At 63.3% G+C, this 21,189-nt stretch carries 22 protein-coding genes and 1 pseudogene; 9 read left to right on the top strand and 14 right to left on the bottom strand.

The features are described from left to right. Positions 1 to 65 precede the first annotated feature (65 nt). The 6 genes from AU465_RS29230 to AU465_RS29255 all read left to right on the top strand — a co-directional run bounded on the left by AU465_RS29230 (position 66) and on the right by AU465_RS29255 (position 6,805). Positions 66 to 2,627, top strand: coding sequence for a GcvT family protein (locus tag AU465_RS29230; RefSeq protein ID WP_192255823.1), 2,562 nt, complete (start codon positions 66 to 68; stop codon positions 2,625 to 2,627). 87 nt (positions 2,628 to 2,714) lie between these two features. Next, positions 2,715 to 3,563, top strand: coding sequence for a DUF1194 domain-containing protein (locus tag AU465_RS29235; protein WP_192255831.1), 849 nt, complete (start codon positions 2,715 to 2,717; stop codon positions 3,561 to 3,563). A gap of 202 nt (positions 3,564 to 3,765) precedes the next feature. Next, the gene (locus AU465_RS37240) at positions 3,766 to 4,020 is read left to right on the top strand and encodes a beta/gamma crystallin-related protein (protein ID WP_312891329.1); all 255 of its coding nucleotides are present in this window, start codon (positions 3,766 to 3,768) and stop codon (positions 4,018 to 4,020) included. A gap of 164 nt (positions 4,021 to 4,184) precedes the next feature. Then, positions 4,185 to 5,177 (top strand): ABC transporter substrate-binding protein, encoded by a 993-nt coding sequence (locus AU465_RS29245; RefSeq protein WP_192255835.1) that lies wholly within the window; start codon positions 4,185 to 4,187, stop codon positions 5,175 to 5,177. 63 nt (positions 5,178 to 5,240) lie between these two features. Beyond that, positions 5,241 to 6,017: an ABC transporter permease gene (locus AU465_RS29250; RefSeq protein WP_192255837.1), complete on the top strand. Its 777-nt coding sequence runs from the start codon at positions 5,241 to 5,243 to the stop codon at positions 6,015 to 6,017. Beyond that, positions 6,014 to 6,805, top strand: coding sequence for an ABC transporter ATP-binding protein (locus tag AU465_RS29255; RefSeq protein WP_192255839.1), 792 nt, complete (start codon positions 6,014 to 6,016; stop codon positions 6,803 to 6,805). The genes AU465_RS29250 and AU465_RS29255 overlap by 4 nt, the downstream gene beginning before the upstream one ends. A 16-nt stretch (positions 6,806 to 6,821) precedes the next feature. Here AU465_RS29255 and AU465_RS29260 read toward each other — a convergent pair whose 3' ends face one another. From AU465_RS29260 to AU465_RS29265, 3 genes are all read right to left on the bottom strand, one after another. Continuing rightward, positions 6,822 to 7,760: a GlxA family transcriptional regulator gene (locus AU465_RS29260; protein WP_210325303.1), complete on the bottom strand. Its 939-nt coding sequence runs from the start codon at positions 7,758 to 7,760 to the stop codon at positions 6,822 to 6,824. A 338-nt stretch (positions 7,761 to 8,098) separates the two neighbouring features. Further along, positions 8,099 to 8,233, bottom strand: coding sequence for a hypothetical protein (locus AU465_RS37245; RefSeq protein WP_095791071.1), 135 nt, complete (start codon positions 8,231 to 8,233; stop codon positions 8,099 to 8,101). A gap of 336 nt (positions 8,234 to 8,569) precedes the next feature. Beyond that, entirely contained in the window at positions 8,570 to 8,755 is a 186-nt protein-coding gene (locus AU465_RS29265; protein WP_192255843.1) for a hypothetical protein, read from the bottom strand. Positions 8,756 to 8,975: 220 nt separating this feature from the next. Here AU465_RS29265 and AU465_RS29270 point away from each other — a divergent pair, with 220 nt between their 5' ends. Then, positions 8,976 to 9,875, top strand: coding sequence for a LysR substrate-binding domain-containing protein (locus tag AU465_RS29270; protein ID WP_192255845.1), 900 nt, complete (start codon positions 8,976 to 8,978; stop codon positions 9,873 to 9,875). A gap of 1 nt (position 9,876) precedes the next feature. Here the strand turns inward: AU465_RS29270 and AU465_RS29275 are convergent, their stop codons facing one another. From AU465_RS29275 to AU465_RS29315, 9 genes and pseudogenes are all read right to left on the bottom strand, one after another. Then, complete coding sequence (locus AU465_RS29275) at positions 9,877 to 10,842, bottom strand: alpha/beta hydrolase (RefSeq protein ID WP_192255847.1); 966 nt, start codon at positions 10,840 to 10,842, stop codon at positions 9,877 to 9,879. Between the two features lie 246 nt (positions 10,843 to 11,088). Beyond that, complete coding sequence (locus tag AU465_RS29280; protein ID WP_192255849.1) at positions 11,089 to 11,274, bottom strand: hypothetical protein; 186 nt, start codon at positions 11,272 to 11,274, stop codon at positions 11,089 to 11,091. 182 nt (positions 11,275 to 11,456) lie between these two features. Continuing rightward, a pseudogene (locus AU465_RS29285) lies at positions 11,457 to 13,618 on the bottom strand (ASKHA domain-containing protein). After that, positions 13,569 to 14,543, bottom strand: a complete 975-nt coding sequence (locus AU465_RS29290; RefSeq protein WP_192255852.1) for a methyltetrahydrofolate cobalamin methyltransferase — start codon at positions 14,541 to 14,543, stop codon at positions 13,569 to 13,571. Before AU465_RS29290 ends, AU465_RS29285 begins: the two are co-directional and overlap by 50 nt. Positions 14,544 to 14,624: 81 nt before the next feature. After that, positions 14,625 to 15,716: a methylenetetrahydrofolate reductase gene (locus tag AU465_RS29295; RefSeq protein ID WP_192255854.1), complete on the bottom strand. Its 1,092-nt coding sequence runs from the start codon at positions 15,714 to 15,716 to the stop codon at positions 14,625 to 14,627. Then, a complete protein-coding gene (locus tag AU465_RS29300) occupies positions 15,713 to 16,312 on the bottom strand; it encodes a methylenetetrahydrofolate reductase C-terminal domain-containing protein (RefSeq protein ID WP_192255856.1) in 600 nt (199 codons plus the stop codon). Before AU465_RS29300 ends, AU465_RS29295 begins: the two co-directional genes overlap by 4 nt. Beyond that, entirely contained in the window at positions 16,305 to 16,607 is a 303-nt protein-coding gene (locus tag AU465_RS29305) for a virulence factor (RefSeq protein ID WP_192255858.1), read from the bottom strand. Before AU465_RS29305 ends, AU465_RS29300 begins: the two co-directional genes overlap by 8 nt. 133 nt (positions 16,608 to 16,740) lie before the next feature. Then, entirely contained in the window at positions 16,741 to 17,523 is a 783-nt protein-coding gene (locus AU465_RS29310) for a formyl transferase (RefSeq protein WP_192255861.1), read from the bottom strand. Between the two features lie 92 nt (positions 17,524 to 17,615). After that, positions 17,616 to 18,191: a DUF4893 domain-containing protein gene (locus tag AU465_RS29315; protein WP_192255863.1), complete on the bottom strand. Its 576-nt coding sequence runs from the start codon at positions 18,189 to 18,191 to the stop codon at positions 17,616 to 17,618. Between the two features lie 122 nt (positions 18,192 to 18,313). Between AU465_RS29315 and AU465_RS29320 the strand changes: the two genes are divergently transcribed. Continuing rightward, the gene (locus AU465_RS29320) at positions 18,314 to 19,228 is read left to right on the top strand and encodes an NAD-dependent epimerase/dehydratase family protein (RefSeq protein WP_192255865.1); all 915 of its coding nucleotides are present in this window, start codon (positions 18,314 to 18,316) and stop codon (positions 19,226 to 19,228) included. Positions 19,229 to 19,233: 5 nt separating this feature from the next. On the opposite strand, the gene AU465_RS29325 is transcribed toward AU465_RS29320, so the two are convergent. Next, complete coding sequence (locus tag AU465_RS29325) at positions 19,234 to 19,863, bottom strand: DUF1638 domain-containing protein (protein WP_192255867.1); 630 nt, start codon at positions 19,861 to 19,863, stop codon at positions 19,234 to 19,236. Between the two features lie 52 nt (positions 19,864 to 19,915). Between AU465_RS29325 and AU465_RS29330 the strand changes: the two genes are divergently transcribed. Continuing rightward, a complete protein-coding gene (locus AU465_RS29330) occupies positions 19,916 to 20,050 on the top strand; it encodes an entericidin A/B family lipoprotein (protein ID WP_036258641.1) in 135 nt (44 codons plus the stop codon). A gap of 81 nt (positions 20,051 to 20,131) precedes the next feature. Here AU465_RS29330 and AU465_RS29335 read toward each other — a convergent pair whose 3' ends face one another. Further along, positions 20,132 to 20,830 carry a cobalamin B12-binding domain-containing protein gene (locus AU465_RS29335; RefSeq protein ID WP_192255869.1) on the bottom strand — a complete coding sequence of 233 codons (699 nt, stop codon included), beginning with the start codon at positions 20,828 to 20,830 and terminating at the stop codon, positions 20,132 to 20,134. Positions 20,831 to 21,189: the final 359 nt, after the last annotated feature.

Raw genomic sequence — 21,189 nt, forward strand, 5'->3', positions numbered from 1 at the left:
GGCTTCAATCTCCCTACCGCTCCGCCCTATAGTCCGCCCGCTTTACCAATTTGGAGTCGCGGGCCATGGCAGAGTTTCCGAAAAAGGCGAAGGTCGTCATCGTCGGTCTTGGCGGTATCGTCGGCGCGTCGGTCGCCCATCATCTGATCGAGCGCGGTTGGGACGACATCGTCGGCATCGACAAGTCGGGCATCCCGACCGATATCGGCTCGACGGCGCATGCTTCCGATTTCTGCTACACGACCAGCCACGATTTCCTCTCGTGCTGGACCACGCTCTATTCCATCGATTTCTACGAGAAGATGGGCCATTACGCCCGCATCGGCGGCCTCGAAGTCGCGCGTGTCGGCGACGATGGGCGAATGGACGAGATCAAGCGCAAGATCGCTTCGGCAAAAGCCTTCGGCACACGTGCCCGCCTGATCGAGCCGGCCGAGATCAAGGAGAAGTTCCCGCTGATCGAGGAGCATCTGGTGCAGGGCGGCCTTTGGGACCCCGACGCCGGCCTCGTCATCCCGCGCTCGCAGACAGTGGCCGGCAAGCTGGTCGACCAGGGTGTTGCCTCCGGCAAGCTCCAGGCTTTCGCGAATACGTCGGCCAGGGAGTTGATCGTCGAGAATGGCCGCATCAAGGGCGTGGTAACCGAGCGCGGCACGGTCGAGGCCGACTATGTGGTCGTCTGCACCGGCATATGGGGCCGTTTAACCGCGGCACTGGTCGGCGAGGACCTGCCGGTCATGCCGATCGACCATCCGCTGACCTTCTTCGGCCCCTATAACGAGTTCGCCGGCACCGGCAAGGAGATCGGCTGGCCGCTGCTGCGCGACCAGGGCAACTCCGCCTATATGCGCGACACCGGCGACCCCAAGACCGCCGAGGGCGGGCAGATCGAGTGGGGCTACTACGAAGAAACCAATCCGCGCCTTTGCCATCCGCGCGACCTGCTCGAGAAGGACCAGGCGCGGCTCTCGCCCTCGCAGCGCGACCTCGACATGGAACAGATCATGGCGCCGCTGGAGCGCGCCATGGAGCTGACGCCGATCCTCGGCGAGCTCGGCTACAATGAGGGGCATTCGTTCAACGGCCTGCTGCAGGTCACCACCGATGGCGGCCCATCCATGGGCGAGAGCCAGAAGGTGAGGGGGCTGTGGTACGCCGTCGCCATCTGGGTCAAGGACGGCCCCGGCATGGGCAAGCTGATCGCCGACTGGATGACCGACGGCCGCACGTCGATCGACCACCACGCCATCGACTATTCGCGCTTCTACCCGCACCAGACGAAGGAACAGTTCATCTGGGATCGCTGCACCGAGACAGCGATGAAGGTCTACAATCCGGCGGTGCATCCGCGCGAGCCCTTCTCCAAGGGCCGCAACATCCGGCGCTCGCCGTTCTGGGAGCGCGAGAAGGAACTCGGCGGCTACTTCATGGAGCTGGGCGGCTGGGAGCGCGCCCACGGCTACGCCGCCAACGAGCACCTGCTCGAAAAATACGGCAACCGCGTGCCGGTGCGCGAAAACGAGTGGGACAACCGCCATTTCTGGCGCGTCTCCAATGCCGAGCACCTGGCGATGAGCGAGGATTGCGGCATCGTCAACCTCTCGCATTTCTCGATGTACGACGTCGAAGGCCCGGACCATGTCGCGTTGCTGGAGTGGCTCTGCGCGGCCAAGATCGGCGGCGACAACAATATCGGCAAGGGCATCTACACCCACTTCCTCGACGAGGAGGGCATGGTGCGGGCGGACTTCACGGTGATCCGCATGGCCGACCGCTGCCGGGTGATCGACGGCGCCGACGCCGGGCCGCGCGACTTCCGCTACATGCAACGCACCGCGCAGGACAAAGGTTTCGATGTCACCATCACCGACGTGACCGAGAAATACGCCACTATCGGCATCTGGGGGCCGAATGCGCGCACCACACTGCAGAAGGTGGTCGAGAATCCGGATGGGCTGACGCAAGAGAATTTCCCCTTCGCCGCGATCAAGCCGATCCGGATCGGCGGCAAGGACGTCACGGCCTTCCGCATCTCCTATGTCGGCGAGCAGGGCTGGGAACTGCATATGCGCTACGAGGACGGGCTTGCCGTCTGGGACGCACTGCGCTCCACCGGCGTCATGCCGTTCGGCGTCGAGACCTATGCCAACACGCGCCGGATGGAGAAGAGCCTGCGGCTGCAGAATGCCGATCTCTTGACCGAGTACAATCTGCTCGAGGCCGATCTTGCCCGTCCGAAGGTCAAGGAGAACGACTTCTGCGGCAAGGCCAAGCATTTGGAATATCGCGCCCGCGAGCATCAGTCTGCGATGCTCTGCACGCTGGTGATGACCGGGAACACCGATTCCAAGGGGGTCGCGCGCTACCCGGTCGGCATCATGCCGGTGCAGGATCCCGCGACTGGAGAGACGCTGGTCGACGAGCTCGGCCGCCGCTCCTTCACCACTTCGGTCGCCTACGGCCCGACCATCGGCAAGAACATCGCGCTTGCCTATCTCCCCTGGGCCTACTGCCAGGAAGGCCGCAAGCTGCAAGTGGAGTATTTCGGCGAGACCTATCCGGTTGAAGTCGCCGGCGTCGGCTACAAGCCGCTCTACGATCCGGACAACCTCAAGCCGCGCAGCTAAGCGCGCGTTTGTCTGGATTGGCAAAGGCCCGGTCGACGCCGGGCCTTTTTACTTTGTTCATGCCGGATTATCGCTTACCGTTGCGTCATGTCCGCTTCTCGTCGAACAGGGCATTGGCTTTCGGGCGCCGCTGCGCTGGCGCTGCTCCTCGGCCTGACCGCGCGATCGACGGCGATAGAGCCGGTCGATGTCGAGCTGGTGCTGGCGGTCGATGTTTCGCTCTCCATGTCGCCGGCCGAGCTCGAGATCCAGCGCCATGGCTATGCGGCGGCTCTGACGCATGACAATGTGCTCAAGGCCATCGCCGACGGCGTGTATGGCAAGATCGCGGTTACCTATGTCGAGTGGGCCGGCACCAAATGGCAGCGGGTCGTCGTGCCGTGGACGGTGATCGCCAATCGCGCCGATGCCGAACGGGTCGTCGCGCAGATGAACGCGCGTCCGCCGGACAGCGCGCGACGCACCTCCATCTCCGGCGCACTGGCCTTCGGCAGCGACCTTTTCGCCGAAAGCGGCTTTCAGGGCACCAAGCGTGTCATCGACGTTTCGGGCGACGGACCCAACAATCAGGGCGCGCCGGTCGATATCACGCGCGACGAGGTGGTGAGGCAGGGCATCACCATCAACGGGCTGCCGCTGATGACGCGCGGCGGGTTCAGCGGCGCCTTCGACGTCGACAATCTCGACCGCTACTACAGCGACTGCGTCATCGGCGGGCCGGGCGCCTTCATGATCCCGGTCAACGACTGGACGCAATTCCCGGAAGCGATCCGCCGCAAGCTGGTGCTCGAGCTTGCCGGTCCTGCCTCGCCGCAACGGGCGGCGGAAGAGGCGGGCCACCCGCCGGTCGTGCTCGCCGACGACAGGCCGGCCGCCGATTGCCTGGCCGGCGAGAAGATGTGGCGCAACCGCGGCTGGATGCTGGACAGCCACTAACTACCGGCGATAGTCGACCAGAGCGGCGGCCGTGGACTTGCTTCCTCGTGCGGCACGATGGCAAAATGTGATGGGGCCGGCGCCATCGCGCAACGCGATCAAATGAGGAACATCACATGATCGTTTGGTCATCCTGACGGCACTTGCGTCGACAATATTTGCCGGCAGCGCCAGCGCCCAGTTCTACGGCGAGGCAGCCTGCGTGCTATTCGAGCATGCAAACTTCCGCGGACGTTCGCTTGAAATGGGTCCTGACGACGCCGTGAATTTCCGGGGCGGGTTCTGGAACGACCGCGTCTCCTCGGTGCTTGTGCGCCGGGGCTGTACGCTGGTCGCTTATGAGCACGCAGGGATGCGCGGCCGTTCGATCGAGCTCGACCGCCGGGTCCGCGATTTTGGAGGTTCCGGCTGGAACGACCGCATCTCATCGGCCCAGTGCTATTGCGACCAGTATTGAACACCGACGCCGTCCCGCGAATGGCCGCGACCGGTTGAGTGTGCAAGCTCTCAACGGGTTCCCGAGCGCGGATTGGACCATCGTCCATGACCGGTCCTGCTTCATTGACAAGCCTTTGGGGCTCTGTGAGACAATTTCTTCTCACCACATAAAGGGGAACCTCAATGAACAGGACCAGCATTTTTGCGGCAGCTCTTTCGGCCGCCGTCGGATTGTCGGCGCCAGCCATGGCCGTAACGTCCCTCACCATCGGCATCAGCGGCTGGACCGGCTTCGCGCCGCTGACGCTTGCCAAGCAGGCCGGGCTTTTCGAGAAACATGGGCTGGACGTCACACTGAAGAAGGTTCCGCAGGCGAGCCGTCCGCTGGCGATCGCCAGCGGCGACCTGCAATGCGCGGCGACCACGGTCGAGACCTGGATGGTGTGGAACGCCAGCGGCGTCGCCACCAAGCAGATCTTCCAGCTCGATAAATCCTACGGCGCCGACGGCATCGTCGTGCGCAACGACATCAAGACGGTCGCCGACCTCAAGGGCAAGAACGTCGCGTCCTCCGCGCCGGGCACGTCGCCCTATTTCCTGCTCGCCTGGGTGCTCAACAAGAACGGCATGTCGACCAAGGACGTGACGGTCGTCAATCTGGAGCCTGACGCGGCGGCGCAGGCCTTCCTGGCCGGCCAGAACGATGCCGCCGTCACCTATGAGCCCTTCATTTCGGCTGTGCGCGACAAGGCCGACCAAGGCCACATCCTGGCGACCACCGTGCGCGACAAGGCCGACCAAGGCCACATCCTGGCGACCACGCTCGACTATCCGATGGTGATGGACACTGTCGGCTGCACGCCGGACTTCCTCAAGGCCAATCCGGACGCCGCCAAGGCGCTGGCCGACAGCTATTTCGACGCCCTCGACATGATCAAGAAGGATCCGCAGAAATCCTACGAGATCATGGGCGCCGACGTGAAACAGTCGGCCAAGGAGTTCGAAGACTCGGCCAAATACCTGAAATGGGCCGATCGCGAGGAGAACAAGCAGTTCTTCACCAAGGAGTTCCAGGATTTTTCCAAGACCGCGGCGGAGCTCTTGCTGCAGATGGGGCTGATCAAGGAAGCGCCCGACGTGACCACGCTCGCCGACACCAGCGCGCTGGCCAACTGATCGCGCGTCCTCCGATCGACGGCGGCGACAAGCCGCCGTTTTCCCTCCTCAAGGAAGTGCCTGATGCTGCGTCCCTTGCATCCCGTCCCGCCGGGCACTCGAACCGTGCTCGGCATCGCCTTCTTCGCGCTCTTCGTGGCGTTCTGGGCGTGGATCACGCTGGGCGGCCATGTGAACCGGATCTTCCTCGCCGACCCGCTGTCGATGTTGAAGGACGGCTGGCGGCTGCTTGTCGAGGACCGTTTCTGGCTCGACATCCTGATCACCATCTGGCGTGTCTTCGGCGGCTTCGTGCTGGCCTCGATCGTCGCCGTGCCGATCGGCATCGCCATGGGCGCCTGGAAGCCCGTCGAGGCGTTCCTCGAGCCGTTCGTGTCCTTCGCCCGCTACCTGCCGGCGTCCGCCTTCATACCGCTGCTCATCCTGTGGGCCGGTATCGGTGAGCTCGAAAAGCTCCTTGTGATCTTCGTCGGCTCGGTCTTCCAGATCATCCTGATCATTGCGGTCAAGGTCGGCAGCACTCGTCGCGACCTTGTCGAGGCGGCCTATACGCTAGGCGCGACGGATAACGGCATCGTCAAGCGGGTGATCATGCCGGCCAATGCGCCCGAGATCGCCGAGACGCTGCGGCTGGTGCTCGGCTGGGCCTGGACTTATGTCATCGTCGCCGAACTGATCGGCTCTTCGTCCGGCATCGGCTACATGATCATCAACAGCCAGTCGCGGCTGGCAACCGGACAGATCATCTTCGGCATCATCGTCATCGGCCTGATCGGGTTATTGTCGGACTTCGCCTTCAAGGCGCTCAACCGCTGGCTCTATCCGTGGAGCCTGGCGTGAGCAAGCTTGTCATCGAAGGCGTTTCGCGGACCTTTGCCGGGGTGAGGGGCGGCCAGCGGGTGCAGGCGTTGCAGCCTGTCGACCTCGCGGTCGCGGCCAATGATTTCATCACCATCCTCGGCCCGTCTGGCTGCGGAAAATCGACCTTGCTCAGGATCGTCGCCGGGCTGGAGGCGCCGAGCACCGGCCGCGTGCTGCTCGACGGCAAGGCCGTCACCCGGCCGGGACCGGATCGCGGCATGGTGTTCCAGTCCTACACGCTGTTTCCCTGGCTGACGGTCGCTGAAAACATCGGCTTCGGCTTGCGCGAGCGGCGCGTGCCCGAGCGCGAGCGCAACGAGATCGTCGCTTCCTATGTCGATCTTGTCGGGCTGAAAGGCTTCGAGAACCATTGGCCGAAGCAGCTTTCGGGCGGCATGCAGCAACGCACCGCGATTGCGCGCGCTCTGGCCAACGACCCCGCGATCCTGCTGCTCGACGAGCCGTTCGGCGCGCTGGACAACCAGACGCGCGGGCTGATGCAGGAGTTGCTGCTCGGCATCTGGGAGCGACGCAAGAAGACGGTGCTGTTCGTCACCCACGACATCGAGGAGGCGATCTTCATGGCCTCGCGCGTGATCGTGATGAGCGCGCGCCCCGGCCGCATCAAATCCGACGTGCCGGTCGACCTGCCGCACCCGCGCCACTACACGCTGAAGACCAGCCCAGAATTTTCTAGGCTGAAGGCGCAATTGACCGAAGATATCCGCATCGAAGCGATGCGGACCGCGCAGACGCAGTCCGCTTAGGTTCCGGCGCTATTGCTCAGGCTGCCAGCAACTGCTTGCGGTCGACGCGTTCCTGCTGCGGCGAGCGCGCATAAAGCTCGCGGTAGCATTTGGAGAAGTGCGAGGCCGAGACGAAACCGCAGGCCACCGCCACTTCGACCACCGGCATCGACGACTGGATGAGCAGGTGCCTCGCGCGGTCGAGCCGGATCTCCAGATAGTAGCGGGCGGGGGAGCGGCCCATCTCGGTGCGGAACAGGCGCTCGATCTGCCGGCGCGACAGGTCGACATGGTCGGCGATCTCGATCAGCGACAGAGGCTCGGAGAGGTTCGCCTCCATCAACTCGATGATGGTCAGCACCTTGGAATTCTGCACGCCCAGGCGGGCGCGCAACGGCAAGCGCTGGCGGTCGGTCGGGCTGCGCACACGGTCGGTCAGCACCTGCTCGCAGACACGGTTGACGAGGCTTTCGTCGAAATCGTCGCCGATCAGCTTCAGCATCATATCGAGCGCGGCGGTGCCGCCGGCGCAGGTGTAGACGTTCTGGTCGATCTCGAAGAGGTCGGCAAAGACATTGGCTTTCGGGAACGCTTCGGAGAAGCCCGGCAGGTTCTCCCAATGGATGGCGCAGCGCTTGTTGGACAGCAGGCCCGCGGCCGCGAGGATATGGGCGCCGGTGCACAGACCGCCGACCGCGACGCCGCGGTTGTATTCTTCGCGCAGCCAGGCGAAAGCGGACTTGTTATGGTAGCGCTCGACATTGATGCCGCTGCAGACGATCGCCATGTTTGGCCTGTCGGGCCCGGCCATCTTCCTGCGCTCTTCCTCCAGCGAGGTGTTGACGGCGCATTCGACGCCGTTCGAGGCGCGCACCGGCTTGCCATCGATACTGGCCAGCCGCCAGCTATAGGCCTCGTAGCCGAGCATCCGGTTGGCCGAGCGCAGCGGGTCGAGCGCCGTCGCAAAGGCGATCATGGTGAAATCGGGTATGAGGAAGAATACAAACGATCTCTTGATCGGATGCTTTACGGCATTCACGGGGAAACCTCAAACCTCACGCAGCCATGACGCGAACAGAATGTCGCGAACAGCATAGCGTCATCAGGAAATACCATTCTTGTCAATCGGGTAGACGGCTAAGTGAAGATTAAATTTGCGACACGGGTCGCAAATGGGCAATTGGTCCGAGGCTGGCCTCTCCATCTATGCAACGAAAGCCCGATGAAAATGAAAACGCCGCCGCGGCAAGGCCGGGGCGGCGTCGAATTTCCTTCAGCGCGACGGCAACCAGGTGCCGTTCGAAAACCGCTGTCTCAGGCAACGAAGCCGAGGCGAGCAGCAGCCATGGCGCCGGTCTGGCCGGGCATGGTCTTGGCGAGACGCTGACGCTCGAGAGCGGTGGTCAGGTTCATTTCGCGGCGGGTGAACAGTCGGGCAAAGAGCTTCATCATCATCTCCATTTGGTTGCTCAGACGGGTCGCCTTCGCTTAATGGAGTGGGGCAGCTCGTTTTTGCTGGATGTGATATAGACTTGCTTCAGCCAAAACTAAATCGCAAAAACGAAGCACTTGATATGAAAAGCGACACGGATTGCGACATATTTGGGCAAAATGCCCGAAATTTACTATTATTTACAATGCGTTAAATGAAAAGCTATCGTGCTATGCGAGTGGTTCATATGCGTCATGCGCCACCAGCATGGCTGAAAAAATCGTTTGAGTGCAAACAAAAAGACCTGCCGGTCTGACGCCACGGCAGGCCTTCAGCACTCAATACACACTTGGTTACTTCGCTCCGGCCCAGGTTCCGACGCCGAGGCGCACACCGCTCTTGGCATCGGCGGCTTCCGGCCAGCCGATATCCTTCTGCAGTTCGATCGGCAGCGCATGGATTGCGCGTTCGGTCTGGTAGCGGGCGCGGGCCGCGCTGAATTCGGTCGCGAACCGACCGATGGACGACAGGATAGACATTCTCTTTCTCCTCTATGCGGGCAGGGAGGCGCCCGGTAATGCGTTACGTCAGGTCTGTTTCAGCTTCATTTCATGTCGATTGCAGGTCTGTGTCGTGGTCGTTCGATAGCTGCTTTTGGCAGCATCCTGCATCGATCGAGTTGACTATGCGCTTGAAGTGATGTTCAATCAAACGAAATGGGATGATCGTTTGCATCAGAAAAATTGAAGGCAAGCCCCTATGAACGCGCCACTCAACCATCCTCTGCCGCTGCTCGATCTCGACGTCCTGCGCACTTTCGTGGCGATCGCCGAAACCGGCAGCTTCACCACCGCCGCCAATGCGGTGTTCCGCACGCCATCGGCCGTCTCCATGCAGATCAAGAAGCTGGAAGACATTCTCGGCCGCTCCGTCTTCGCGCGCGACGCGCGCTCGGTGACGCTGACCACGGACGGCGAAATGCTGCTCGGCTATGCCCGCCGGCTGTTGTCGATCAACCGCGAGGTGGTGTCGAAGTTCATCATTCCCGACATTGTCGGCGTGGTGCGGCTGGGTTCCCCGGACGATTATGGCGAGCGCGTGCTGCCGCATGTGCTGAAGCGCTTCGCGCAGTCGCATCCGTCGATCGCCGTCGACGTCACCATCGACCAGAGCATCAATCTGCGCCGCCGCATGGACGACCGCGCGCTCGACATCACGCTGCTCACCAACTCCTACAAGACCAGCGCGCTCGGCGCCGAGGTGCTTTTAACCGAACCGATCGTCTGGGCCGGCGCCAAGGGCGGCTGCGCGCATCTGCGCGAACCGCTGCCGGTGTCGCTGTGGGAAGAAGGCTGCGCCTGGCGGGCCGGCGCCCTGGAAGCGCTCGGCCGCGAGGGCCGCAACTACCGCATCGCCTATATGAGCGCCCACACGGCCGGCCAGCGCGCCGCGATCATGGCCGATCTTGCCGTCGCGCCGCTGCCGAAGTCCTTCCTCGGCGACGAGATGGTGGAGCTCAGCCAGAAGGACGGCATGCCCGACATCGGCACCTACAATCTCGCCATGGTGGTGGCGCCGGACGCCAGCGCGCCGGTCAAGGCCGTTGCCGACCACATCCGCGCGACGTTCGAACTGTTCCGCGAAGCCGGCAAGTTCTGAGCTATTCCGCCGCCGGTGCGGTGCTGGCTGCGATCGTGGCTTTTGTCCTGCGCCGTGCACGGGCGCGCCGTGATGTCGGCTCACTGGTGAGGAAGTTGACGATGCTGTCACGCGCGCGGCGCGCTTCCGGCATCTCGATCAGCGGCCAGACGTGGAACATGCCTTCCTCGTAGACCACATCGACCTCGACGCCGGCGGCGCGCGCCCTTTCGGCGAAGATCAGATTGTCGGGGCTGAGCAGGTCGCGCGAGCCTGTGAGCAGCAGCGTTTTCGGCAGCACGGAGAGATCGCCGTAGAGCGGGCTGATGTGCCAGTCGGCGCGGTCGATGCCGGCGCTGTAGAGCCGGATCGCCTCGAGCCCGCCGGGAATGCCGAGCCAGGGGTCGTTGCGCTCCGCCTCGAACACCTCCGGATTGGACAGCGACATATCGAGGCCGGGCGAGATCAGCACATGGCGCGACGGTGTGGGAAGGCCTTCCTCGGCGGCCATCATGGTGAGTACCACGGCCATGTTGCCGCCGGCGGAATCGCCCATGAAGACGATATTCTCGGCATCGGTTTCTTCCAGCATGCGTCGGTAGACGTCGCCAACCATGCCGAACATGTCATGGAAATTGTGCTCCGGCGCGATCGGATAGATCGGCACGGTGACGCCGAAACCCAGCCGCTCCGCCATCTCGGCGATCAGCACCCAGTGATAGGAAGTGATCTGAAAGACGAATGCGCCGCCATGCATATAGAGGATGCGCCGGCGCTCGCCGGGTTTCGGCGCGATCTCATAGACGGGAAAACCGTCGACGCTGGTCTCGGCGATGTCGAGCCGCGCCTTCAGAAGGGCCGGCGGATGATAGTCTTCGGTCTTGCGGGCGTAGGCGATCCAGCGCTGCAGATTCTCAGGACTGGAGAAGGCCTTCTTGCGGCTGTGCCTGAGAATGAACGAGACAACGTGGCTTTTCAAACTGGGCATGCGGATACACGGACTTTGGCAGAGCCGACTAAGAGAATTCCCCCACTAGACGAAGATCGTAGCTCAGTTAAAAATGTCAAGGCGCGCCATGGGCACATCGGCGTGATGCGACGCCCGATTCGATGGCAGGCGCGCGTCACCGTCGCCCCGGCAGCAGCGCGGCGCGCAGCTTGTTGTCGCCGGTCACCGAGGCCGCTTGCCGGCCCCGGCGTTTGCCGAGCAGCTTGCATTTGTCGGCGAAGGTCATCAGCGCGGCGTGCCGAGCAGCAGCTTGTGAAGAGCTGCCTGCGGGTCGCTCGGCGGCGAAGCCGGCCAGCCGATATCCTTCTGGACATGCGCCGGCAGGTCGTTGAGCGCACGGATCGCCTTGCTCCGGGCATGGGCCTGCCTGATGGACACGCCGAAGCGGCCTAGGTTATCGAACATCGACATTTTCATCTCCCTTGAAGAGCGGCGGCCGAGGACTATCCCGGGCCGCCGTTCGATGGGCCGTTAAATGTCTCACGTGTGTATCGGATGGATTTCGCGAAAACAGCGTTTCGGTTTCCGGCTCGGCGGATCCGGAAACATTTGTATGCAAATGAAATCCAAATGCAGGTCGGTAAGAAGCAGGCCTATTCGCGGCCGCGGCGTGCCGCGCGCTCCTCGCGTGAGCGCCGACGCGGGGTGGCGTCGCCCGCGGCGCCGTCCTCGCCGACCGTTTTGCGCGGCGGCAGCTTCACCGCGGCGGCCAGTTTTGGGAACGGGTCGACCTTGTTCGGCAGCGCCATGGCGTAGACGAAGTGCTCCTGGAATTTTGGTTCCAGCGCGGTCTCGATCTTCTCGATCCGGCTCACCGTCTCCTCGATCTCGCGACGATAGCCGCGATTGAGGAGCGCCATGCGCGCGCCGGCGCCGGCGGCATTGCCGACGGCCGAGACCTTGTCGAGGTCGCAGTCGGGGATCAGGCCCAGCACCATGGCGTATTTCGGATCGATGAAGGAGCCGAAGGCACCGGCGAAATGGATGCGGTCGACATGGTCGGTGTGCTGCTTTTCCATCAAAAGCTTGGTGCCGGCATAGAGCGCCGCCTTGGCAAGCTGGATGGCGCGCACGTCATTCTGGGTGATGGTGATCTTCGGCTCGCCGTCCTTCAGCACGTAGGAGAAGGTGCGGCCATTGGCGACGATGCGCGGCGAGCGCGCGGCCAGCGAACCATCGACGACGCCATCTTCCGAGATGATGCCGACGAGATACATCTCGGCCACCACTTCGATGATGCCGGAGCCGCAAATGCCGGTGACGCCGGTCGCCTGCACGCTTTCGGCGAAGCCCGGCTGATCGGACCAGAGCTCCGAGCCGATGACGCGGTAGCGCGGCTCGAGCGTTTCGGGATCGATGCGCACGCGCTCGATGGCGCCGGGGGCGGCGCGCTGGCCGCCGGAAATCTCAGCGCCCTCGAAGGCAGGACCAGTGGGCGAGGAGGCGGCCACGACGCGCGTGCTGTTGCCGAGCACGATCTCGGCATTGGTGCCGACATCGACGATCAGCATCATCTCGTCCTGGCGGTGCGGGCCTTCCGAGAGCGTGACCGCGGCGGCATCGGCGCCCACATGGCCGGCGATGCAAGGCAGCATATAGAGGCGCGCGCCCTGGTTCAGCTTCAGGCCGAGGTCGGAGGCCTTGATGCGCACGGCGCCCGAAACGGCCAGTGCGAAAGGCGCGCCGCCGAGCTCGGTCGGATCGATACCGAGAAACAGGTGGTGCATGATCGGATTGCCGACGAACACCGCGTCGAGGATGTCGTTGCGCTGCACATTGCCTTCCGCGCAGACCTTGTCGACGAGGCCGGAGACGGCCTCGCGCACGGCGACCGTCATGCCTTCTCGGCCATCCGGGTTCATCATCACATAGGAGACGCGGCTCATCAGATCCTCGCCGAAGCGGATCTGCGGATTGGACGTGCCGGAGGAGGCGGCGACGCGGCCCGACAGCAGCGACACCAGATGCATGGCAATGGTGGTCGAACCGATGTCGCAGGCGAGGCCATAGGCCTCGTTCTTCAGGCCGGGCCACAGCGCGATGACGCGCGCGATGTCGCTGTCGGCATCCTTGTGGATGGCGGCGGTGGCGGTCCAGTTGCCCTTGCGCAGGATGCCCTGCACCTGCGGCAGCAGATAGAAGTCGAATTCGAGGTTCTTGAAGCCCCAATCCTTCATCAAGGCGATCTTGAGCCGATCGAGATCGCCGAGCGGCTTGTGCATGTCGGGTTCTTCGATCTCGACATAGCACATGCGGATCGCCGTATCGCGGGCGATGACCCTGGTGTCGGCGTCCTTGCGGATGGTCTGGGCGTTGATGACCGTGTCCTGCGGCACGTCGATGACGAGATCGCCGAGGATCTGCGCCGAGCAGGAGAGGCGACGGCGTTCCGGCAGGCCGCGCACGCGCTCATAGCGCTCTTCCTTGGCGCCCTTGGACGAGATGTGGTCGTTGGACGAGACGATCTTGTGCTTGGCGAAATTGCCTTCCTGCACCTCGATCTGGCAGCGCCCGCAGGTGGCGCGGCCGCCGCACACGCTCTCGACATAGACGCCGAGCTGGCGCGCGGCATCAAGCACCGGCGTTCCAAGAGGGAACCGCCCGCGCTTGCCTGACGGCATGAACAGCACGAGCGGGTCGGTTATGTTCGGGGGAGGGTTCATATGCGAATACCTCCCTCTGTCGAAAAAGTCACAATCTTTACCTTACGCCCTCGCCATGCGGGCCTCTCGGCCGCCGCGACGCCGCCCGCCATTGCCGCCGCCTTCGCCTGGAGTGTTAACCGCTGTTGGCGCCGCGACCGCATAGCCGCCTTCAGCCGGCTTGTAGTCTTTGTAGGTGCGAATCCAGGTGGTGCAGTTCTCGTCGGTGCCGTTGAGCACGTTGGCGCCGCGCACGGCCTCCATCTCCTGCGGGCGGACCGGGTTCATGATGGCGCTCGTCATGCCGGCGCCGATCACCATCGGGATGAAGGAGGCGTTGATGCCGTGGCGATGCGGCAGGCCGAAGGAGATGTTGGAGAGGCCGCAAGTGGTGTTGACCTTGAGCTCTTCGCGCAGGCGGCGCAGCAACGCGAACACTTGGCGGCCGGCATCGCCCAGCGCGCCGATCGGCATTACCAGCGGATCGACGACGACGTCATGCGCGGGAATACCGTGGTCGGCGCAGCGCTCGACGATCTTCTTGGCGACGGCGAAGCGGACGTCCGGATCCATCGAGATGCCGGTCTCGTCGTTGGAGATGGCGACGACCGGGACGTTGTATTTCTTGACCAGCGGCAGGATGGCCTCGAGCTTCTCTTCCTCGCCGGTAACGGAGTTGACCAGCGGGCGGCCCTTGGCGACCTTGAGCGCCGCCTCGATCGCGGCGGTCACCGAGGAGTCGATCGACAGCGGCAGGTCGACCAGGCCCTGCACGATCTCTAGCGTCTGCACCAGCAGTGCCGGCTCGGTGGCATTGGGATCGACAGCGGTGACGCCGGCATTGACGTCGAGCATGGTGGCGCCGCAGGCGGCCTGCTCCAGCGCATCCTTGATGACGGTCTCGAAGTTGCCGGCCACCATCTCGGCGGCAAGCTTCTTGCGGCCGGTCGGGTTGATGCGCTCGCCGATCACGCAGAAGGGCTGATCGAAGCCGATGACGATTTCTCGGGTCGCCGAGGCGACGATGGTGCGGGTCATGAAATCTCTCCGTCGGGATATAAAGAGTTCTTTATATCGTTATCTGATTTCGTTCAAGTGAATGGTTGCAGGCTGCGCTTTTCAGTGCGCGATCTTCACCATGTCCACCTGGGTTTCGGTAATCTCGTCATGCAGCAGGTGGTCGAGCCGGTCGGCAACCATCTGGTCGTCGCGGCGCATCTCCCGCTTCCAGGGCTGGCGGCCTTTCAGCACGCCCGATTCATCGACGATCTCGGCCACATATTCCTCCTGGCGGTAGGCCATCACATGGACGCCGGCGACGCCCGGGATTTCCTTCACCTCGTTGATGATGTCGATGCAGAGCTGCTTGCCTTCCCTCTTCTGGTCCTGCGCGCCCTCAAGGCGCTTGATGATCGCATCGGGAATATGGATGCCCGGCACGTTGGAGCGGATCCATTTCGCGGTCTTGGCGGAAGCGAGCGGCCCGACGCCGCACAGGACGAAGACCTTCTCGGTGTGGCCGAGATCGCGCGCCTTCTGCATGAAGGTTTTGAACATCGGCACGTCGAAGCAATACTGCGTCTGCACGAACTGCGCGCCAGCGGCGATCTTCTTGCCGAGATGGATCGGGCGGAAATCGAAAGGCGGCGCGAAGGGATTGACGGCGGCACCGAGGAAGACCTGCGGCGGCGTCGTCAGCTTGCGGCCGGACAGGAACTTGCCGTTGTCGCGCATGATGCGGATGGTTTCGAGCAACGACATGGAATCGAGGTCGAACACCGGCTTGGCGCCAGGCTGGTCGCCGGCCTGCACGCCGTCGCCGGTGAGGCAGAGCATATTGGCCACGCCCATCGCCGCACCGCCCAGCACGTCGCCCTGGATGGCGATGCGGTTCTTGTCGCGGCAGGCGATCTGCATGATCGGGGCATAGCCCATGCGGGTGAGCAATGCGCAGATGCCGACCGAGGACATGTGGCAGTTGGCGCCGGACGCATCGACCGCATTGATGGCGTCGACCCAGCCATCGAAGATCTTGGCGCGGTTGTAGACGTCTTCCGGGTCGGCGCTATCGGGCGGGTTGAGCTCGGTCGTCACCGCGAACTCGCCGCGGCGCAGCACGCGCTCCAGCCGGCCGCGCGAAGTGTGTCCGGGCAGGGGATCGAGCGGCAGGTGGATGCCGGCCGGGTTCTCGTCGCGCTGGCGGGCGCTCATGCTGAAGCTCCGGGGTTCTGCGGGTTCTGGGCGGCTTCACGCGCCGCGGCCGCCTGCGCGGTCACTCGCAGCCAGGCCGAGGTTTCGCGCAGCGACTGGTCGACAGGCTTCTGCACGGTGAGGATCCTGTCGCCGTGCTGCATGTTGCGCGAGCCTTCCCAGGCCTTGACCCAGACGCAGGGCATGTCCGGTTCGACCTCGCAATTGCCGTTGGCGCGCACGCCGCCGCACGGGCCGTTGCGCAGCTGCTTCGGGCAGTTCATCGGGCACGACATGCCGGTGGAGGAGAGGATGCACTGGCCGCACATGCGGCAGTCGAACATGAAGCCCTTGACCCGCTTCTCGACGAATTTCACCGGCGCTTCGACACGGCCGTAGCCGATGCCCTTCCACAGAGGATGCAAGAGCAGGAAGACGTCGGCGAACCTGCTGTAGAACCATTCGAGCAATCGCGAGTGCCGGATAGACCACAATCTCACGGCAAAAGTGCGCTGGACGCGCCGCTGCGGCGACACGTCGGCAGGCTTGTAGTCGGACTTCGGCGCTGCCTTCTTGACCAATGTGGCCTGGGTAACTGTCGGCTGCTTCTCAGACATTTTCTTTCCCGCCAGCCTTGACCAGAGCGACCAGCCGCTCGCGGTCATATTTCGCATCGAGTTGCTGGTAGGCCTTCTCGACCTCGGCCTCGATGTCGTCGCCGACCGGAACCGGATCGGCCTTGCGCCATTCGGCCAGATAGTCGTCGGTGCCGCCGGCGCCGGTGCGCATGGCGCACATGTCGATTGCCTCGGTGAAGCGCAACGGCAATTCGCGCTTGGCGTTCTGCCGGCCCTTCTTGACGATGACCTGTGCAGGGATGTCGCGCCAATAGACGACGATCAGATCGGCCATGAAATCTCACTCCTCGATGTTTGGAGCATTGCCGCATGCGCCCTTGGGCCGCTTGTTATGGGACGACGCGCGCGCCTTCAAAAGCGACGCTGTCGATGACACAAAGCGAACGCTGAAATCCGACGCCGGCTGATCACCAGACGCGCATGGTCAGGCCGGTCCAGAGATAGAACCAGATCGTCGGGTGGAACCACTGCTTCGACGGCAGGCCGGGATCGATCGTCGCGGGCTTTCCGGCAAGCGCATCGTTCACCGCCTCGACGCAGATGTCGCGGGAAAACGCAGCCTGCCGCAGCGCGTAGCTGGCGATGGTGTCGCCAGGTTTCGGCTTGCCGCGCGCCTGTTTCAGCACACCGCCGGTGTCGACGCCGGCATCGACCAGATGCACGGTGGTGCCGAAGTTCCCTCGATCGCCGGAGGCCAGCGCCCAGTAACCGCCGTTCATGCCGCGATATTTCGGGGCGATGCCGGCATGATAGTTGAGCACCGGGCAGGGCATCTTCGCGAGGGTGTCTTTCGACAGCAGCCGGCAGCCGGCGAGCAGCACGACGCCCGGCTTGAGGTTTGCAATTTCTTTGACGCATTCCGGCCCGTTGGCGGACGGGACGTGGATAATCGTCTGGCTTGGGCGAGGCTCTGTCTCGAGCTTCTCCTCGGTAATCAGACGCGCGGCGTGGCTGGCGAAGAACCGCTTGCCGAGCCTGGTCAGCACCATGGTGCCGAGCTGGCCGATGGCCGAGATCCACCCCTGACGGCGGGCACGGCCGAGCAGCAAATGCTTTTTGGATTCAGGCGTTTCGAGGATGGCGCTGACGGGACCGACGCGATCGGCGATGGCGTTGACGATGGCCCAGACATGCGGACCGCCTTCGGTGACGACCACGATCGGTCGCGGACTGGATTCCGACGCTGCCATGGCAAGCACCCGCTCTGAAAACCGGGCGGATGCTATGCGGGGCGGGTTAATCCTTGGTGTGCCGCGACCTTAGTCAGGCATGCGGGCTGTGCTCAGCGCTTGAATTCCATGATGTCGAGCTTCGATTCGTAGTGGGGCGCGGGGAATTCGATGCGCCATTCGGTGGCGCTGTTGCGGAAGGCGTAACCGACCTGGTCGCTTTCGGGGCCGCTGCCATAGGGCTTGGCCTTGTCGTCATTGACCGAAAATGAGCCTAGATAGATGGCGCGCTTCTCACCGTCGTCGAAGAAGCGGCCGGTCGTGCGCTGCGAGCCGCTGATTTTTTGCAGCCGCCAGCCGGAGCCGTCGTCGCTCACCTTGCATTTGAACCAGCCATAGATGACGAGCGGACTCAAGCCGCCGGCCTTGATGGTGCGGCATGTCCAGTTGCCGGTCAGGTGCTTGTCGGAGAAGGCGACCAGCGGCTTGGCGAGCAGCGCATCGAGCTGCTTCACCTCGGCCGGGTCGCCGGCCTTCGCTTCCTCGAGGGCGGCCTTGCGCGTTTCGCCATATTTGTCGAGCCGCGCCTTGTCGGCAGCGGTGATCAGCTTCTGTACCTCGCCATCGGCATGGGCCGGCACGGCGAAGCCGATCAAGCAAAAGGCGGCAAGCAGCAGGCGAGGAGTCATGGACGCGTTTCCCGGATCGGTGGCTGGAACAGCTGTTTTGTCTTCTGGCGCACAACTTACCCGTTCGCGGGCTGCTGTCATCCGTGCTTAACAGCGTGGGAGCGGAAATGGCGGTTTGATCGATGCGTATCTTGCTCACAGGATCGTCCGGCTGGCTGGGCAGCGCGCTCGCGCCGCGTCTGCGCGGCCTTGGCCATGAGGTGATCGGCCTCGACCCGGTTCCGTCTTTAGAAACTCAGGTGCCGGGCTCGATTGCCGATCGCGACCTCGTCATGCGGATTGTCCGCGAGAACGGCATCGAGGCCATCATCCACAGCGGCGCGCTGCACAAGCCGAACATCGAGCACTATGAAAATTCGGACTTCGTCGCGACAAACTTGCAAGGGACAGTCAACCTGCTCGACGCGGCTGTGGCGTCGGACGTTCCGCGTTTCATCTTCACCTCGACGACATCGCTGATGATTTCACAAGCGATCCGCGCTGGCTTCCAGGGCGGCGCGCGTAAGGCCGCCTGGCTGACGGAAGACATGTCGCCGGAGCCGCGCAACATCTATGGCCAGACGAAACTCTCGGCCGAGCATCTTTGCCGGCTCTATCATGTCGAGCATAGGTTGTCGGTGGTGGTGTTGCGGACAGCCCGCTTCTTTCCCGAGGCCGACGACATGGCGCATGCGATTGAGCAGTCGGATGCCAACACCAAGGCCAACGAGCTGCTGTTCAGGCGGTTGACGGTGGAGGATGCGGCGGAGGCCCATATCGCGGCATTGGAGAAAGCGCCGCAGCTTGGTTTCGACCTCTTCATCGTCTCGGCGCCGACACCGTTCCGGCCGCAGGATTGCGCCGAACTGATCGCCGACGCGCCGGTCGTCGTCGCGCGCTGCTTCCCGGATTATCCCAGACTTTATGCGAGGAAGGGCTGGACGATGTTCTCCTCGATCGACCGCGTCTACGACCCGTCACGGGCGAGGCAACGGCTCGGCTTCGTCTGCAAGACGAGTTTTGCCGATGTGCTGGCGGCGCTCGAAGCGGAGGTGTGAAACCCTCAGGCGCTGGCCACCGCCCGCGCAAGTTCACTGGTCAGGTCGCCATAGCCGGTCGAGCGGCGTTCATAGACGAGGCCGAGCATGGCCGCGGCTTTCTCGGCGACCTTGTCGAGCTCCGGATCGTCGGTCTGGGCTAGATAAATCAGCTTCTCGTAGTTGCCGAAATAGTCCTTGATCAGCTCGGGATGCCGGTCGAGGCCGAGCGGCTTGATGAAGAAGGCATCGAACTGGCGGCAGAGGAAGTCGGTCATGTAGAACGACATCATGTCGTCGTCGGCGACCTTCGCATAGGCGTCCATGCCCTGGTAGAAGGCAAAGCAGTGCGGGCCCGCCATGCGCTCGACGCCGTGCTTTTCGATCACGCGGTCGAGAATGCCGCCCGTGCCGCAATCGGCATAGCCGACGAAGATATGCCGATAACCTTCGGCCTTGGCCTTCTCGATCGCCTTGTCCATGGCCGGCGCGATGCGGTCCGGATAGAAGTGGAATTCGGCCGGCAGGCAGGTCAGATCGAGATGGTCGAGGCCGAGCCGCTCCTTGACGGCCAAAACTTCGCGCGCAATCATCCCGCAGGCGATGACGAGCAGCCTGTCTGCTTGATTCGGTTTCGTTTTTTGCGTTTTGACCAAGTCGAGCCGGCTTTCGCTGCGGGGCTAATATCTGTCCAGGGAGACACCGTCCATGAAACTGCTACGCATTGCGCCGATGGCCATCCTTGCCTGCGCGCTTGCCCTCACGGCCTGCGCCAACACCATTCGGGGTGTCGGCAAAGATGTCAAATCGACCGCAAGAGCTGTCAAAGACACTGTCAACTGATCTGCAGCCTCGTCCATCATCTGGGAACAAAAAAGCCGCGCTGCAAGGCGCGGCTTTTTTGGTCCATCCTGATGCCTTGGGTCAGGCCGTAGCGCGGACGTTGTGCTTGCGCTTCATGTAGTCCTTGGCGGTCTCGACCGCCACTGCGGCGTCGCGGCAATAGGCGTCGGCGCCGACGGCCTTGCCGAATTCCTCGTTGAGCGGCGCACCGCCGACCAGCACGACATAGTCGTCGCGGATGCCCTTTTCCTTCATGGTGTCGATGACGACCTTCATGTAGGGCATGGTGGTGGTGAGCAGCGCCGACATGCCGATGATGTCGGGCTGGTGCTGTTCGATGGCATCGAGATATTTCTCGACTGCGTTGTTGATGCCGAGGTCGATGACGTCGAAGCCGGCGCCCTCCATCATCATGCCGACGAGGTTCTTGCCGATGTCGTGGATGTCGCCCTTGACGGTGCCGATCACCATCTTGCCCTGCTTGGGCGCGCCGGTGGCGGCAAGCAGCGGGCGGAGGATCGCCATGCCGGCCTTCATGGCGTTGGCCGAGAGCAGCACTTCCGGCACGAACAGGATGCCGTCGCGGAAATCCTCGCCGACAATGCGCATGCCTTCGACCAGCGCTTCGGTCAGCACGGTATAGGGCTGCCAGCCGCGCTCGAGAAGGATGTTGGTGCCTTCCTCGATCTCTTCCTTCAGCCCGTCATAAAGGTCGTCATGCATCTGCTGCACGAGTTCCTCGTCGGAAAGCTCGGAAAGGATGATCTCGTCGTCGGACATTTTTTCCTCGGGCTCCTTGCTGCTCGGAATGACTGCGGCAGCCTAAAAATCGATGGCCAATACCTAACCCGCGAGGGCAAGGTAGCCATAGCTGATTTGCGACTTCCCGCAAAAGGAAAGCGACTGAAAAGTTGGCGCTTTTCTTGTCGATTTTGCGACAGGCGTTGGCGCTGGCGGGCCGTTTCCAATAGGGTGCATGGCTACGATCCGGCAAGAAGCGGCGGCAAACCGGCCGCGAGCCAATTCAGGCCAATCTATAGGAAGAACGATCATGAGCGATAACGCGGCAGTCGAACAGGAAGCGTCGGGTGGTCGGCGCGGACGCGGCGCCAGCGGCGGCGCGGCGGCCAGGCGCGCGG

Origin of the sequence: Mesorhizobium silamurunense (genome assembly GCF_014843905.1) — a bacterium.
Lineage (GTDB): Bacteria > Pseudomonadota > Alphaproteobacteria > Rhizobiales > Rhizobiaceae > Mesorhizobium > Mesorhizobium silamurunense.

Excerpts from the sequence above, each read along its gene's own strand:
- AU465_RS29230 (WP_192255823.1), top strand. The coding sequence starts at position 66 with ATGGCAGAGTTTCCGAAAAAGGCGAAGGTCGTCATCGTCGGTCTTGGC.
- AU465_RS29235 (WP_192255831.1), top strand. The coding sequence starts at position 2,715 with ATGTCCGCTTCTCGTCGAACAGGGCATTGGCTTTCGGGCGCCGCTGCG.
- AU465_RS29245 (WP_192255835.1), top strand. The coding sequence starts at position 4,185 with ATGAACAGGACCAGCATTTTTGCGGCAGCTCTTTCGGCCGCCGTCGGA.
- AU465_RS29250 (WP_192255837.1), top strand. The coding sequence starts at position 5,241 with ATGCTGCGTCCCTTGCATCCCGTCCCGCCGGGCACTCGAACCGTGCTC.
- AU465_RS29260 (WP_210325303.1), bottom strand. The coding sequence starts at position 7,760 with ATGATCGCCTTTGCGACGGCGCTCGACCCGCTGCGCTCGGCCAACCGG.
- AU465_RS37245 (WP_095791071.1), bottom strand. The coding sequence starts at position 8,233 with ATGAAGCTCTTTGCCCGACTGTTCACCCGCCGCGAAATGAACCTGACC.
- AU465_RS29265 (WP_192255843.1), bottom strand. The coding sequence starts at position 8,755 with ATGTCTATCCTGTCGTCCATCGGTCGGTTCGCGACCGAATTCAGCGCG.
- AU465_RS29270 (WP_192255845.1), top strand. The coding sequence starts at position 8,976 with ATGAACGCGCCACTCAACCATCCTCTGCCGCTGCTCGATCTCGACGTC.
- AU465_RS29275 (WP_192255847.1), bottom strand. The coding sequence starts at position 10,842 with ATGCCCAGTTTGAAAAGCCACGTTGTCTCGTTCATTCTCAGGCACAGC.
- AU465_RS29280 (WP_192255849.1), bottom strand. The coding sequence starts at position 11,274 with ATGTCGATGTTCGATAACCTAGGCCGCTTCGGCGTGTCCATCAGGCAG.
- AU465_RS29290 (WP_192255852.1), bottom strand. The coding sequence starts at position 14,543 with ATGACCCGCACCATCGTCGCCTCGGCGACCCGAGAAATCGTCATCGGC.
- AU465_RS29295 (WP_192255854.1), bottom strand. The coding sequence starts at position 15,716 with ATGAGCGCCCGCCAGCGCGACGAGAACCCGGCCGGCATCCACCTGCCG.
- AU465_RS29300 (WP_192255856.1), bottom strand. The coding sequence starts at position 16,312 with ATGTCTGAGAAGCAGCCGACAGTTACCCAGGCCACATTGGTCAAGAAG.
- AU465_RS29305 (WP_192255858.1), bottom strand. The coding sequence starts at position 16,607 with ATGGCCGATCTGATCGTCGTCTATTGGCGCGACATCCCTGCACAGGTC.
- AU465_RS29310 (WP_192255861.1), bottom strand. The coding sequence starts at position 17,523 with ATGGCAGCGTCGGAATCCAGTCCGCGACCGATCGTGGTCGTCACCGAA.
- AU465_RS29315 (WP_192255863.1), bottom strand. The coding sequence starts at position 18,191 with ATGACTCCTCGCCTGCTGCTTGCCGCCTTTTGCTTGATCGGCTTCGCC.
- AU465_RS29320 (WP_192255865.1), top strand. The coding sequence starts at position 18,314 with ATGCGTATCTTGCTCACAGGATCGTCCGGCTGGCTGGGCAGCGCGCTC.
- AU465_RS29330 (WP_036258641.1), top strand. The coding sequence starts at position 19,916 with ATGAAACTGCTACGCATTGCGCCGATGGCCATCCTTGCCTGCGCGCTT.
- AU465_RS29335 (WP_192255869.1), bottom strand. The coding sequence starts at position 20,830 with ATGTCCGACGACGAGATCATCCTTTCCGAGCTTTCCGACGAGGAACTC.